This window comes from Methylomonas sp. BG-2 (assembly GCF_057766305.1).
This window is the reverse complement of the sequence record NZ_JBYMAP010000113.1, coordinates 1-13,991: the sequence shown is the minus strand read 5'-3', so window position 1 is coordinate 13,991 and position 13,991 is coordinate 1. Positions and strand designations below refer to the sequence as shown.

Here is a 13,991-nt window from a genome sequence, read left to right as displayed (position 1 = left end):
CGGTCTAGCACCCGGTAGCTCCCGGCGTCGGCCCGGTCCAGGCAGCCGATCAGGTTCATCAGCGTCGATTTCCCCGAGCCGGATTGGCCGATGATGGCGACGAACTCGCCCGGCCAGATCGTCAGCGATACGCCGTCCAGCGCTCTGACCGTGGCATCGCCGTTGGGATAGATGCGCCGTACGTCGGTCAGTTGCAGCAGCGGTACCGGCGTCATAGGCGGGGTATCCCGGCGTTGGGGCCGGGTGGAGTGGTTTCCCGGCGGCGGACTTTGGCTTTGTCGTCGGGGCCGGCCGGCAATTCGATCTGATCGCCCTCCGACAGGCCGGCCAGCACCTGAGCGAAACGGCGATTGCGTAAGCCGATGCGGACCACGGTTTCGCGGCTGCCTTGCGGGCCCGCTACCTTGACTGGATACGCCGCGCCGACTCCGCCGTCATCGCGGCGATCGCGGGGCCCGAGCGCCTTGACCGGGATCAATGGGACCTGGTCGGCCTTGCCCAGCACGAAAAACATTTGCGTGCTCATGCCGGTCATTAATTGCCGGTCGCGGTTGTCGACATCGACCAGAACGTTGTAGAGCACGACATTGTTGATGACTTCCGGAGTCGGCAAAATTTGTCTGACCTTGGCTTGCCAGCGTCGCTCGCCCGAACCCAGCGTGGTGAAATAAACCGCCATGTCCGGGCCGAGCCGCATCACGTCTGCTTCGGCGACTTGGGCGCGTACCGTCATCGTATCCAGCTTAGCCAGTTGCAAAATCATCGGCGTGGTCTGGTTGGCGTTGAGGGTTTGACCCTCGCGGGCTTTTTGATCGACCATCGTGCCGGCCATCGACGCGTAGATTTTGGTGTATCCCAGATTGGTCTTGTCGCCGTTCAAGGTCGATTGCAATTGTTCGATCTGGGCTTCGATCGCCGCGACGGTGGCGTCGGCGTTTTTCAATGTGAATTCGCTATTCTGGAAATCCTGGACGCTGATGCCCCGGTTAGCCAGCAAGTCCCGGTTTCGTTCGAATTGCTGGCGGGCGAACACCGCTTGAGCTTGCTGGCCACGCAATTGCGCTTGCAGATTTTTGATATTGGCTTCGTCGGCGGCGACCCTCGCCGCGTAAATGCGCGGATCGATCTGCGCCAACAATTGGCCGGCATCGACGTTGTCGCCGATCTTGACATAGACTTTTTGCAGCTGGCCGGTGACCTGGGCGCCGACATCCACGTATTCCTTGGGTTCCAGCTTGCCTTGAGCGGTGACGGTTTCCTCGATATCGCCGAGCGATACGGTTGCCAGCGCGGGGCGGTCGGCGTCGCCGGACGGGTGGGGCGTCAGCCGGCGGTAGGCCGCGAATGCGGCGCCGGCCAGCAAAATCAGCAAAAGGATCGCCAGCCGGCGCGAGCGGCTAACGCGGTTCTCGGGATTGAGCGGCATGGCAACGGTATCGGTTGGTTACGGTTGGTGCTGGTAAACATTCCGACCGGCAGTAGTGGCGATGGCTTCGACAGCGGTAGGTGGGGCGTTCGTCCCGCCGACCCGGCGAAGCGGGTTTGCGACAGGATTTCAGTTCGCTTGGGAACCGGGAGGCAGTTTATGCGCTGCTGTCTGGCTTGGCAAGGCGGTGAGCCGCCGAACAGTGTAAAGCTTGGTAAAAAACGGGCGCTTGATCCGAATCGGCGCGGGAGAGACCGAGGATGCCGGCCACATGGCCGGCATCCTCGCCGTCACGACTACCGGCTTAGCTGGCCTAAGCAGTTGAACGCGAGCGTTTCAATGATCCGACTGCCAGTAAACCAGAGAGCAGCAGCCATCCGGATGCCGGTAGCGGTACTTGGCTGACCAGCGGCGTTTGAGTCAGGCTGACCGCACCGGCTCCGGCAAAGGTCAGACCGGTCACGAAGGCTTGCGGATTGTTGGGGTCCAGGTTCGCGCTGACTTCGATTCCCAGAATGCGGAAGCGGCTGACGCCACCGGGTGCGAAGAAATATTCGGTGCCGCCCGTTAGCGCCGCCGAAAACACGTAGTCCGAATTTTCCCAGAGGTACAAATCGTAAACGCCGTCGCCGATTGTGGTAGGCAATAGCACGGAGGCGAAGTTCGGACCCGAAGTCACTTCATAGTCGTAACCGACCGCGACCTCCGGATCGATAAAAATCTGCTGTTCTTCCTGGATGTTGAAATCGAATACAAAAGAGTCGTCGACGACAACCGGCAGTAGCGGGTTGGACGGCGTTGCGCCGGGCGTCAGACCGTTGCGGATGCTGAACGACCAGAAGCCGGGATCGCCGTTGATGACATTCGTGGTATTGGCGATGTCGAGAATATCGCTGGTGAACGAACCCGGCAGCGTGAAGTAATTAACGTTGTCGCCGGCGTCAAAACCCGCCTGCGCGGGGGTGCCACCTAGGCCGTCGGTGCCGTCGCTGGCGTCGCCGGTGGTCCATTCCAGCCGGTCGTAACGAAATTCCACATCGAAATCGCCGTTTTGCTGGTTGCGCAGCACCAGTTGGAAGTTGTTGGTTTTGTCCGCGTGTTCGGAATAGTAGCCGACGTTGTTCCAGGTCACGATGGTGGTGTTGGCGTTCGGCGTGCCGACGTAAACGTTGCCGCAACTTTCGCAACGCGTATCGACATCGGCCCAATAGGGCGCGATCATCGGTTGTTCGGAGATCGGGAAACTGCTGGGCGTGAATTCGGAGAGCCGGGATTGAAACGTAATATTGCCGTTGTTGTTCACGTAAAAATGGTTGAACACATTCCCGTAAAAGTTAACGGCAAACGGCAAATTCAAAATCGAACTTGATTCGTCATCGTTTGGGGCCAGGGCTATCTCTCCGAATGTGCCGTCCGCAAGCGTCAATAACGAAACGGCATTGGCCGAATCGGGAGTCGCCAACGTTAGGGACAGAATTCCGCCGACTATCAGTGCTTTCATTCCACTCTCCTTGCTGCAATTGTGATGGGTTAGTCTCGCCGCAAATGCTTGGTTCGCGATGTTGTCGTGGTTCTTCGCCTTGATAGGCCTCTAAACCTTGTTTTATGACGAGCGTGTGACAGTTCTTGCGACGGTTCCATTCTATCGAGTGATTTTTTGTGATGTCAATCAAATATTCAGATCGAAACTCGGTGGAGTAGTTAGGTTTGCGCGGTGGCCGGCGTTTTCGGAGCGGCGGTAACGGGTTTAACGATGCGCGCCGACAGTTACGCATTCGAGCGGGCAGGCGCTACACTTAACCAGTATCCCGTTGGCACAATTATCGCTTTTACTGGGACAATAGCGTTTTTCACCGGCAAGCGACAAAAACATGACGGACAAATACCGGATAGACAGTCATAAATTGGTGTACCACCCCAAGCGCGTCGCCCAGTGGTTGGACGGCAGGCAGGACTGGGAGCTCGCCAGATCGGTCTATCCGATCTATATGGAAGTCTCGCCGGTCGGCGCCTGCAACCATCGCTGCACCTTTTGCGCGGTCGATTACATCGGTTACCAGGCCAAGCGGCTGGACGTCAAAATTCTGACGCAGCGCCTGGCCGAGATGGGCCGGCTCGGCGTCAAGAGCATCATGTACGCCGGCGAGGGCGAGCCGATGCTGCACAAAGAGATCAACGAAATCGTCAAGGCCAGCGTGGATGCCGGCATCGACGTGTCGTTCACCACCAACGGCACGCTGATGAATGCCAAATTCATCGAACAATCGCTGCCGCTGACTTCCTGGATCAAAGTGTCGTTGAATGCCGGCAGCGCCGAGACTTACGCGGCGATACACCGCACCAAGCCGGCGGATTTTGATTTGGTGTTGAACAACCTGCGCGCGGCGGTCGTGTATAAGCGGGCAAACGGTCTGGCCTGCACGCTGGGCGCGCAGATTCTGTTGTTACCGGAAAACCGCCACGAGATCGCTACCTTGGCCGGGATCTGCAAGGACATCGGCCTGGACTATCTGGTGGTCAAACCCTATTCCCAACACCTGTTCAGCGAGACCCGCGTTTACGAAAACCTGCGCTACGACGATTTGCTGGGCATGGCCGAAGAACTGGCGGCTTTTAACGGCGACGGCTTTAACGTGGTGTTTCGCGAACAAACCATGAAAAATTACAGCCAGTCGGATCAACAGCGCTATAAAACCTGCCACGCCACGCCGTATTTTTGGGCGTATATCATGGCCGACGGCGAGGTCTACGGTTGCAGCGCCTATCTGACCGACTCGCGCTTTGCCTACGGCAACATCGCCGAACAAAGTTTTCAGGCGATTTGGGAAGGCGAGAAGCGCCGCGCGAATTGGCATTTCATCGGCCACGAACTGGACATCCACGAGTGCCGCAAAAACTGTCGGATGGAAGCGGTGAATCAATATTTGGACAAACTGGCCGACAACCAACCCGCTCATGTCAATTTCATTTAAGGATCGCGCATGAAGGTCATCGTCACCGGCGGCGCCGGATTTATCGGCAGTCATCTGAGCCGCGAACTGTGGCGCCAAGGCCATGAGGTCAAGGTCATCGACAATCTGGTCGGCGGCCGCAGGGAAACCATCGCCGACTTGCTGGAACAGGATCGCTTCGAGTTTCATCAGGCCGACATTCGCGATTTTGCCACCATCGCGCCGCTATTCGCAGGTGTCGATTGGGTGTTTCATCTGGCCGGTCTGGCCGACATCGTGCCGTCCATCGAAAAGCCGCGGGCTTATTACGAAACCAACGTCGACGGCACCTTCAACGTGTTGGAAGCGGCCCGCGCGGTTGGCGTCAAACGCTTGGTGTATGCCGCGTCGTCGTCCTGCTACGGTTTGGCCGAACAGTTCCCGACTCCGGAAACCGCGCCGGTCAAACCGCAATACCCGTATGCGCTGACCAAGTATCTCGGCGAGGAATTGGTGTTGCACTGGGCGCAGCTTTACGGCTTGCCGGCGCTGTCGTTGCGCCTGTTCAACGTCTACGGCCCGCACGCCCGCACCACCGGCGCCTACGGCGCGGTATTCGGGGTGTTTTTGGCGCAAAAGCTGAACGGCAAGCCGTTTACCGTGGTCGGCGACGGCAAGCAAACCCGCGACTTTACCTATGTGACCGACGTGGCCAACGCCTTCATCGCCGCCGCCGAGTCGGAGTGGGTCGGCGAGGTGATGAACGTCGGCAGCGGCGGCAGCTACAGTATTAATAAACTGGTGGGTTTGCTGGGCGGGGACATCGAATATATTCCCAAGCGGCCCGGCGAGCCGGATTGCACCTTTGCCGACACCCGCAAGATCCGGGAAAAGCTGAATTGGCGACCGCAAGTCGATTTTGAGCAGGGCGTAGCGAATATGCTGGCGCATATCGATTATTGGCGGGAAGCGCCGCTGTGGACCTCGGCTTCGATCGCCGACGCCACCGCCGATTGGTTCAAATACCTGGACAAATAAGGAGACCGCTATGCCCATCGTCAAAGCCGCGGGACAGTTTGCGCAATTGCTGGCCGGGTGCCGTTTCAGCGATGCGGCAGGCGCCGAATTGGACGGCGAAGGCGTCGTCGCCGAGGTCCTGGCCGAATTCGCCCGAGTCAAGCAACAACAGGCCAAGGTCATCATCCTCGGTAACGGCGGTAGCGCGGCGATTGCCAGCCATGTGATCACCGATCTGCGCAACGTCGGCGGCTTGTGCGCGTTGACCTTGCACGAAGCGGCGCCCCTGACCTGCTTTACCAACGATTACGGTTACGAACAGGCTTTCGCCAAGCAGGTCGCGGCCTTCGCCTATCCCGACGATTTGTTGATCGCGATCAGCAGCTCCGGGCAGTCGGCTAACATCGTCAATGCGGTCGCGGCCGCCAATGCCAAGGGTTTGGCGGTGCTAACCCTGAGCGGTTTCAAGGCCGACAATCCGTTACGCAAGCTGGGGCGCTGGAACGTCTGGTTGGACAGCAGCCATTACGGCATGGTCGAGCTGGCGCATTTGTTCGTGTTGCACCATATCACCGATCATTTGATAAAAACCTAAAGCCATGTCCACCACCAAAATTCTGTCGATCGAGCAACTGGCCCAGCGTTCCGCCGAATTGAAGGCGGAAGGTAAAACCGTGGCGTTGTGCCACGGCACTTTCGATCTGCTGCACATCGGCCATATCCGCCATTTGCAGGCCGCCGCCCGCGAGGCCGACGCACTGCTGGTCAGCGTCACCGCCGACGAATACGTCAACAAAGGTCCCGGCCGGCCGGTGTTCAATCAATACTTGCGGGCCGAAAACATCGCCGCGCTGGCCTGCGTCGATAGTGTGGCGATCAATCATGCGGTGACCGCGGTGAACGTGCTGGACGCGGTCAAGCCCGATCTGTACGTGAAGGGCAGCGACTACAAAAGCACCAGCGACGATTTGACCGGCAATATTCAGCACGAACGGGACGCGGTGGAACGCCACGGCGGCAAGGTGTTTTTCACCGACGAGCTGACTTCCAGTTCCACCCGCTTGCTGAACGAATATTTCGAGGTGTTCTCGCCGGAAATTTCCGCCTATCTGGACGAATTCAAGGAGCGGATCTCGGCCAACGCGATGATAGAGCAGCTGAAAGGTTTGCAGGGCCTGAACGTGTTGGTGGTCGGCGAGGCCATCGTCGATGAATACCATTACACCTCGGCCTTGGGCCAGTCCGGCAAGGGCAACGTGTTTTCGGTCAAATACCACGACTACGAACGCTTTGCCGGCGGCGCGATCGCGGTCGCCAATCACGTGGCCGAATTCGCCGGCAACGTCACCCTGCTGTCCGGGTTGGGCGCGACCAAGAGCCACGAAGACTTCATCCGCACCAACCTGAATGCCAACATCGATCCGGTATTTTTTTTCAGCCAGGATAGGCCGACTATCGTCAAGCGCCGTTATGTCGACGCCGATATCGCCAAGTTGTTCGAAGTGTATTTTTACAACGACGCGCCGCTGCCGGAAGACACCAACCGCAAGATCGTGGCTTGGCTGGATCGGCATTTAGGCGATTTTGACGTGGTGATCGTGCCGGATTTCGGCAACGGCTTCATTTCCGGCGAGATGGTTGCGGCCTTGTCCGGCGGCGCCAAATTCCTGGCCGTCAACGCCCAGGTCAACAGCGGCAATCGCGGCTACCATTTAATTACCCGCTATCCGCGCGCCAATTTTCTGTCGATGAACGAACCGGAACTGCGCTTGGCGGTGCATGATAGAGGCGGGGCGATCGAAGAGCTGGCCGGACAACTGGCCGATCGATTGCAGGCCAGCCATATCGCGATCACCCGCGGCACCAAGGGCGCGCTGCTGCTGGATCACATCAAAACCCAATACAAAATTCCGGCCCTGTCGTCCAAGGTGGTGGACCGCATCGGCGCCGGGGATGCCTTTTTGTCGCTGGCCGGACTGTGCCTAGGCGCCGGTCTGGCGCCGGACCTGGCCTTGTTCGCCGGCAGCGCGGCGGCGGCGCTGGACGTGCAAATCGTCTGCAACCGCGAGCCGGTTCGGGCAGTGGCCTTGTTCAAATACATCACCACTTTGTTGAAATGAATAGTTTGGCGGGTAACGATAAAGCCGGCTATGTTTGCAAGCAATAGGCAACTTGACGAAATGCCGCGACGGGAGCAATGCGATGTCCGATACCAAAGAAATTTATCAACAACTCAGTCGGCTGATGCCATTGGAAAAACTGCAACTGGCGGAGATGCTGTTGGCGGATCTGGATGTTCCGGACCCGGAAATCGAAGCGGTTTGGTCGGACGAGGCTCAAGCCAGATGGCAGGCATATCAGGCAGGTCAGTTGACTACGCGCGGCTACGACGAAGTCATGCGCAAATATAAATGAGGGTCGAGTTTCTGGTGGCGGCCGAAGTAGAGCTGGACTAAGCCTTCCAATGGTACGAGCTGCAGCAGCGCGGTTTAGGTCAGCAGTTTTTAAACGAACTCGATGCGGCGATTCGACGCATCGTGGTATTCCCTGAAGCGTATCTCTCGATTGGGCGTGATATTCGCCGTTGTTTGGTCAAACGATTTCCATACAGTGTTTTGTACGGTTTGGATGAGAGGAAAGTTATCGTGGTTGCAGTCGCGCATTTGCATCGAAAACCGGATTACTGGATGGAGCGTCTGGATTGAACCGGCAATACTCAAGATTGGTGGATTGCGAGGGGAATTTTGGTTTAGCCTTCTACCGTCTTTTTTATAAACATTTGAGCAGCGCTGGTTATTAATTCTACTTTGTCAGATTTAAGCAACGCCGTTACGCCCGCCGGGAAGCGGTCATCCAGTTCCACCGATGGCAGTTTCGATCCGACCGTGGCATCTGGATTCGGGCACCCGTAACAGCGCGAAAGCGAATCCCTGCCGAAATGGCGAACACTACCGGGAATCTGACAAAGTAGAATTCACCCGGCCCTGAAGATGTTCTCTCTGGGTCGGTACGAAGGTGGTACCACATCGGGTTTAGACTGATTAAGCTCGAACGGGGTACCGTTGATAAACGGCGCCGTGGTATTGCACAGATATTTACAACACGTTTTGAATCCAATGGCTATCAATCTGACTGAACTCTATTACTCGATGCTCCGCATCCGCCGGATCGAAGAAGCCATTGCCGAGCGTTACGCCGAGCAACAAATGCGTTGCCCGACCCATTTATGCATCGGCGAGGAAGCCATCGCGGTCGGGGTCTGTGCGCATCTGACCGACAGCGACAAAGTATTCAGCAATCATCGTGGCCATGGTCATTATCTGGCCAAGGGCGGCAGTCTGGTCGGCTTGATTGCCGAGCTGTACGGCTTTGCCGAAGGTTGTTGCGGCGGACGTGGCGGCTCGATGCATTTGAGCGATTTATCGGCCGGATTTATCGCCTCCACGCCCATCGTCGGCGGCACCGTGCCGGTGGCGGCCGGTTACGCCTGGGGCGAACAGCGCCGGAACTCGAAGAACGTGGTGGTAATCTTTTTTGGCGACGGCTGTTTCGAGGAAGGCGTGTTGCACGAGACCATGAATTTCGCGGTGCTGAAGCAACTGCCACTGGTGATGGTGTGCGAGAACAATCAATATTCGGTGATGACGCCGCTGTACGAACGCCAGCCGGCCCGCGACATTTACCCCATCGCCGCCGCCCACGGCTTACAAGCCGTCAGCGGCGACGGCAACAAGGTCGAGCAAGTGTACGCGCTGGCGGAAAATGCCATCGCCGCTGCTCGAAATGGCGCTGGTCCGCAATTTTTGGAATTGCATACCCATCGCTGGCCGGAACATTGCGGACCGAACGAAGACGACGAGCTGGGTTACCGCTTTCCCGGCGAGTTGCTGGCCTGGAAACAACGTTGCCCGTTGTTGCATACCGGCCGGACATTGGCCGAGGCCGGCGTCGCCGCCGAGGCCTTGCTCGACATCGAGCAGCGGATTGGCGCCGAGATCGCCGAGGCCTTCGCGCGGGCGCTGGCCGGCCAACCGCCGGAATTGGCCGACATGGAGCGGCATCTATATGTCTGAGACCTTGACGCTGAGTTATGGCGCAGCGATTCGCGAAGCTCTGGACGACGCGCTAAACCAGTATCCTGAGATGCTGCTGATCGGCGAAGGCGTGCCCGATCCGAAAACCATTTTCGCCACCACCCAAGGCTTGCGCGAGAAATACGGCGTCGAGCGGGTGTTGGACATGCCGCTGGCCGAAAACGGCATGACCGGCATCTGCATCGGCGCGGCGCTGGCCGGCATGCGGCCGGTGCTGGTACATCAGCGCATCGACTTCGCGTTGCTGGCGATGGACCAGCTGGTCAACAATGCCGCCAAATGGCATTACATGTTCGACGGTAAGCAAAGCGTGCCGTTGGTGGTGAGGGTCATTATCGGCCGCGGCTGGGGGCAGGGGCCGCAGCATTCGCAAAGCCTGCAAGCGATGTTCGCCCAGGTGCCGGGTTTGAAAGTGGTGATGCCGACCACGGCCGGCGATGCCTACCATTTCCTGCTGGACGCGATTGCCGACGACGGCCCGGTGTTGTTCGTCGAGCACCGCTGGTTGCATCACGTGATCGGCGAAGTCGATAAACAGCGGCCCGCGGCCGGCTTGCGCGGCGCGGCGGTACTGCGCGCAGGCCGCGACATCAGCATTGCCGGGTTCTCGCATATGAGCATCGAAGCGCTGAAAGCGGCGACCGTGTTGGCCGAGCACGGTATCGAAGCCGAAGTGATCGACATGCGCTGCCTGACCCCGCTGGATGTCGACAGCGTGGCCGGGTCGGCGGCCAAAACCGGTTTGTTGTTGGTGGCCGATTGCGCGCCGGAAATGGCCTCGCTGGGCCATGTGTTGATCTCGCGCTTGTATCAGCGCCAGCCAAACACTTTAAAACAAGCGCCTTGCCTGATCGCTTATCCGAACCATCCGGTGCCGACCACGCATTTTCAGGCCAACCATTACTACCCCGGCGCGGAGCGGATCGCCGAAGCGGCGCTGGAATTATTGGCGCAACGGCCGCTAATGGATACGCTGCACCGGCAATTGCAATCCGATTTGGCCAAGGATCAGCCCGACCGCAGTTTCGTCGGCCCGTTTTAACTTATTCGAGAACTCGCCATGTCCAAACCCGAGCACATCAACCGATTCGGCAATGCCGCGGTTACCTCCATCCCTGAAGACGCGCCGCTGTTCAACAAGCCGGGCCACAAGCTGCGTACCTCCAACCAGATTGTCGACCGCAGTGCGTTGTCGCAAGACTACCAAGTCATCGATACCAGCCAATTAAGCCGCTTGCCGGGGCAAAAATTCAAGACCGTGAGCCACGACGGCCAGGAAGGTATCGTGCGTTTGGAGGCCGGTTGCGAGCACGAGCCTTCGGTACCCAATCAGTTCACCGGGCCCAGCTTCCGCACCCAGCGCGAACGCTTTCGCTTCGACGGCCACAAGATGATGCACCATCTGGACCGCGTGCAAGCCTGGCAAAACGGCCAGCGCTTCGCGCCGGTGCATATCGACATGGGTCTGACCAAGTTCTGCAATACCGCGTGTCTGTACTGCTACGCGGTGGTGCAAAACATGACCAAGGGCGCGATGATAGGCCGCGAGGCCTTGCTGGATTTCGTCCGCGACTGCGGCAAGTTGGGCGTGCGCTCGTTGGGCTTCATCGGCGACGGCGAGCCGACGCTGAACCCGACCTTGTACGACGCCACGGTGCTGGCCGGCGAGCTGGGCATAGATACCGCGATGGCCACCAACGGCATCGCCTTGGACATGGAGCGCGCCCACGACCTGCTGAAGAACATGAGCTATATCCGCTTCAACCTGTCCGCCGGCACCCCGGAAGGTTTCCGCCGGGTGCACCAATCGGTGGAAGGCAATTTCGACTTGCTGATCGCCAAGATCCGCGAACTGGTCAAAATCAAGAAAGAAAACAATTACAAATGCACGATAGGCCTGCAAATGGTGCTGATCCCCGAGTGCTTCGACGAAGTATTGGCCGAAGCCCGGCTGGGTGCCGAACTGGGCGTGGATTACTTCGTGATCAAGCATTGCTCGGATTCCGAATACAAGGAAATCGGCATCGATTACGACGCGTATCTGAACGTCAACGATCTGTTGAAACAAGCCGAGGCATTGAGCAACGAGCACTATGTGGTGCAGGCGAAATGGAACAAGATCAATGCCGCCGGCGAAACCAATCTGTATAAGGACGGCTACCGCAAATACGACCAATGCTTCGGTACGCCGTTTTTATTGCAAATTTCCGGTAACGGCAAAATCTATCCGTGCGGGCCGTTTTTCAACAAGGAGCGGTTTTACATCGGCGATTTGCACAGCGATTCGTTTTACGACTTGGTCGCCAACAGCGAGCGTTACTGGCAAGTGCATAAGGACGTGGCCGAATCGGTGGACGTCCACAAGGACTGCGCGATCGGCTGCCGCCAGGATTACGTGAATAAGTTTCTGTGGGATTTAAAAAATCCGCCGGAACATATTAATTTTATTTAAAGCCGGTCGGATTCGGGGGCGCGATGAATCAAGCGAGCGAAATGCAAAGCCAACACGATTCGGCGAAGGATGCGTTTTTTATGAATATAGAAGACGCCTACCTGACCGCGCTAAACCAAAACCCGGTCTTCGAAAACGGCCGAACCCGTCCGCAATATTGTTATTACGACGGCCCGCTGACCGACATTGTGTTGCCGAACTTTATTCAGGTACCGGCCGACCAATTTACCGAATTCTTTTCGCATAACCATTTGCCGATACCCGAATTAATTGCCATTTCGCACGACGGCGAATTGCATTTCAACGACATGCCGGCCGATATTATCGACGAAATTCGCCAATATCGTATGCACTATAAAGTCAGCGATTATATTCACGCCGATAGTTTTTTTGCCGATCCATTATTGGCGTTAAATGTCGCCAAGCAAAGGAATCGGGTAAATTGCGGCCACCCGACGATAGACGGTTTACAAATCTGTTACTACCGTGGCGAATTGCCCGAACACCGGATCGAAAATTTGCTGCATTTGGAATTGGATCAAGCCATCGAGTTCTTTGTGGATACTGCGTATCGGCTGCCGACAAAAATCGAATTGCCCGACGAATTGGAAGACGAGTTAAAAACCTCGATCCGGAGCGGATTCGAAATGATCGTCAATGAAGTCAAGCAGCAACGGCGAACCTTGATTTCGCAATTGCTGGCCGAGGCGAAACAGTTGACGCCCAAATTCCACGACGGCGAACCGCTGAAAATCATGCTGCCTTCGAGCCGGCTAACCACGGTCATGCAATATTGCTCGCGCGCGGTGGCCAAGGCCTTCGAAAAACGCGGGTATCAGGTTTGGTTTTATATGGAAGACGGGGAAATGGAAACCAATAACTTGATTAAATTTTATCGAAACTATATCGAGTTTAATCCGCACGTTATTTTTTACGTCAATCAGCTGAACAATCTGGCGCTTAACGATAAGGTGACCAATATTTCCTGGTGGCAGGATAGCATGCCGCAAATTACCGAACACAAAGCACTGCGTTGGCGCGACAACGATTATGTGTTTTCGATTTCGCCGGTATTGGATCGGCATTTGGCGTTAAGCGGCGCCAAAAACATCGTTCGCCAACATTTCGCGGTCGATGACGAGATATTCAATGCCGATGGCGGCATCGAGCGGCAAAACAAGGTGGTCTTTGTCGGTAGTTCGTATCTGAACTCGGTTGATTTGAGTCGGCCGGAACAGCGTGAAATTGTCGAAATTTTCGTTGAGAAAATCGATCGCGGCGAAACGGTAACCGAAGCCATGGCCGGCGAAATAGCGGATCGTTACGGGTTGGCACCGGCCTTCGTATTCTGGAATTTATTGCATTATGCGATACGCGATTATTCGGTGAAATGGCTGTGTGAATCCGAGGCCATGCCGGTTGAAATTTACGGGCGCTACTGGGAGCAAGATCCCGCGGTGGCCGGCCATTTCAAGGGCGAGTTAAAACACGGCGCGGCGGTTGCCGACGTGTATCGCTCGGCGCGCTATGCGCTAGTGTCCCACCCCTTCGAAATCAATTCCCAACGATTGGCTGAAGCGGCGGCCTGCGGCTGCATTCCGCTGGTCTACGATTGCCGGAGTATCGCGGAGTCGCCGCATTGGGACCAAGCCTGCTTGTTTTTTAAAACTCGCCGAGAACTGCTGGACATATTAAATGCGCAAGCCCGGCCGGCACTTTCACCGACGGTGATTGCCGAACGGTTTACCTATGCCGCGGCCGTGGATAACTTTATTAATCACAGCAATATCGACGAACTGAATCAAGCCAAGCAGAGCCGGATATCGATGTTTATCGGCCGTTAATTCAAATTGCAACACGCCATGGCCGTTCGACCGGATTGTTATTTTCTCGATCTGAAGTTAGCGTTGCTCGAAGCCGAGCGGCAAAACTCAGGCGTTGACGAAACCGGTTTGGAGCGCTTGCAATACTGCTATTACGATGGGCCGTTTACCGATAGCGTATTGCCGAATTTAATTTACGTGTCGCAATATCAATTCAGCGAGTTTTTTGCGAACAATTCGCTGCCGATA

General features: G+C 56.9%; 13 protein-coding genes and 1 pseudogene. 11 read left to right on the top strand and 3 right to left on the bottom strand.

Annotated elements, in window-relative coordinates; all coding sequences use genetic code 11:
- From AC3B8H_RS12290 to AC3B8H_RS12280, 3 genes are all read right to left on the bottom strand, one after another.
- On the bottom strand, positions 1-215 hold a 215-nt coding region (locus tag AC3B8H_RS12290; RefSeq protein WP_488441860.1), incomplete at its 3' end, for an ATP-binding cassette domain-containing protein.
- Positions 212-1,426: an efflux RND transporter periplasmic adaptor subunit gene (locus tag AC3B8H_RS12285; protein ID WP_488441859.1), complete on the bottom strand. Its 1,215-nt coding sequence runs from the start codon at positions 1,424-1,426 to the stop codon at positions 212-214. The genes AC3B8H_RS12290 and AC3B8H_RS12285, both read right to left, overlap by 4 nt.
- A gap of 313 nt (positions 1,427-1,739) precedes the next feature.
- Positions 1,740-2,927: a nidogen-like domain-containing protein gene (locus tag AC3B8H_RS12280; RefSeq protein WP_488441858.1), complete on the bottom strand. Its 1,188-nt coding sequence runs from the start codon at positions 2,925-2,927 to the stop codon at positions 1,740-1,742.
- Between the two features lie 370 nt (positions 2,928-3,297).
- Between AC3B8H_RS12280 and AC3B8H_RS12275 the strand changes: the two genes are divergently transcribed.
- From AC3B8H_RS12275 to AC3B8H_RS12225, 11 genes and pseudogenes are all read left to right on the top strand, one after another.
- On the top strand, positions 3,298-4,398 hold the full coding sequence (locus tag AC3B8H_RS12275) for a radical SAM protein (RefSeq protein WP_488441857.1): 1,101 nt from the start codon (positions 3,298-3,300) through the stop codon (positions 4,396-4,398).
- A 9-nt stretch (positions 4,399-4,407) separates the two neighbouring features.
- On the top strand, positions 4,408-5,394 hold the full coding sequence (locus AC3B8H_RS12270) for an SDR family oxidoreductase (protein WP_488441856.1): 987 nt from the start codon (positions 4,408-4,410) through the stop codon (positions 5,392-5,394).
- Between the two features lie 10 nt (positions 5,395-5,404).
- Positions 5,405-5,968: an SIS domain-containing protein gene (locus AC3B8H_RS12265; protein ID WP_488441855.1), complete on the top strand. Its 564-nt coding sequence runs from the start codon at positions 5,405-5,407 to the stop codon at positions 5,966-5,968.
- 4 nt (positions 5,969-5,972) lie between these two features.
- Positions 5,973-7,493: a PfkB family carbohydrate kinase gene (locus AC3B8H_RS12260; protein ID WP_488441854.1), complete on the top strand. Its 1,521-nt coding sequence runs from the start codon at positions 5,973-5,975 to the stop codon at positions 7,491-7,493.
- Between the two features lie 82 nt (positions 7,494-7,575).
- The gene (locus tag AC3B8H_RS12255) at positions 7,576-7,788 is read left to right on the top strand and encodes an addiction module protein (RefSeq protein WP_488441853.1); all 213 of its coding nucleotides are present in this window, start codon (positions 7,576-7,578) and stop codon (positions 7,786-7,788) included.
- Between the two features lie 59 nt (positions 7,789-7,847).
- The gene (locus AC3B8H_RS12250) at positions 7,848-8,078 is read left to right on the top strand and encodes a type II toxin-antitoxin system RelE/ParE family toxin (RefSeq protein ID WP_488441861.1); all 231 of its coding nucleotides are present in this window, start codon (positions 7,848-7,850) and stop codon (positions 8,076-8,078) included.
- Positions 8,079-8,489: 411 nt separating this feature from the next.
- Entirely contained in the window at positions 8,490-9,446 is a 957-nt protein-coding gene (locus AC3B8H_RS12245; protein WP_488441852.1) for a thiamine pyrophosphate-dependent dehydrogenase E1 component subunit alpha, read from the top strand.
- Entirely contained in the window at positions 9,439-10,509 is a 1,071-nt protein-coding gene (locus tag AC3B8H_RS12240; RefSeq protein ID WP_488441851.1) for an alpha-ketoacid dehydrogenase subunit beta, read from the top strand. Before AC3B8H_RS12245 ends, AC3B8H_RS12240 begins: the two co-directional genes overlap by 8 nt.
- 18 nt (positions 10,510-10,527) lie before the next feature.
- Positions 10,528-11,919, top strand: a complete 1,392-nt coding sequence (locus AC3B8H_RS12235; protein WP_488441850.1) for a radical SAM/SPASM domain-containing protein — start codon at positions 10,528-10,530, stop codon at positions 11,917-11,919.
- Between the two features lie 23 nt (positions 11,920-11,942).
- Entirely contained in the window at positions 11,943-13,763 is a 1,821-nt protein-coding gene (locus tag AC3B8H_RS12230; RefSeq protein WP_488441849.1) for a glycosyltransferase family protein, read from the top strand.
- A gap of 18 nt (positions 13,764-13,781) precedes the next feature.
- Positions 13,782-13,991 (top strand): annotated as a pseudogene (locus tag AC3B8H_RS12225) (glycosyltransferase family protein); the annotation flags it as partial.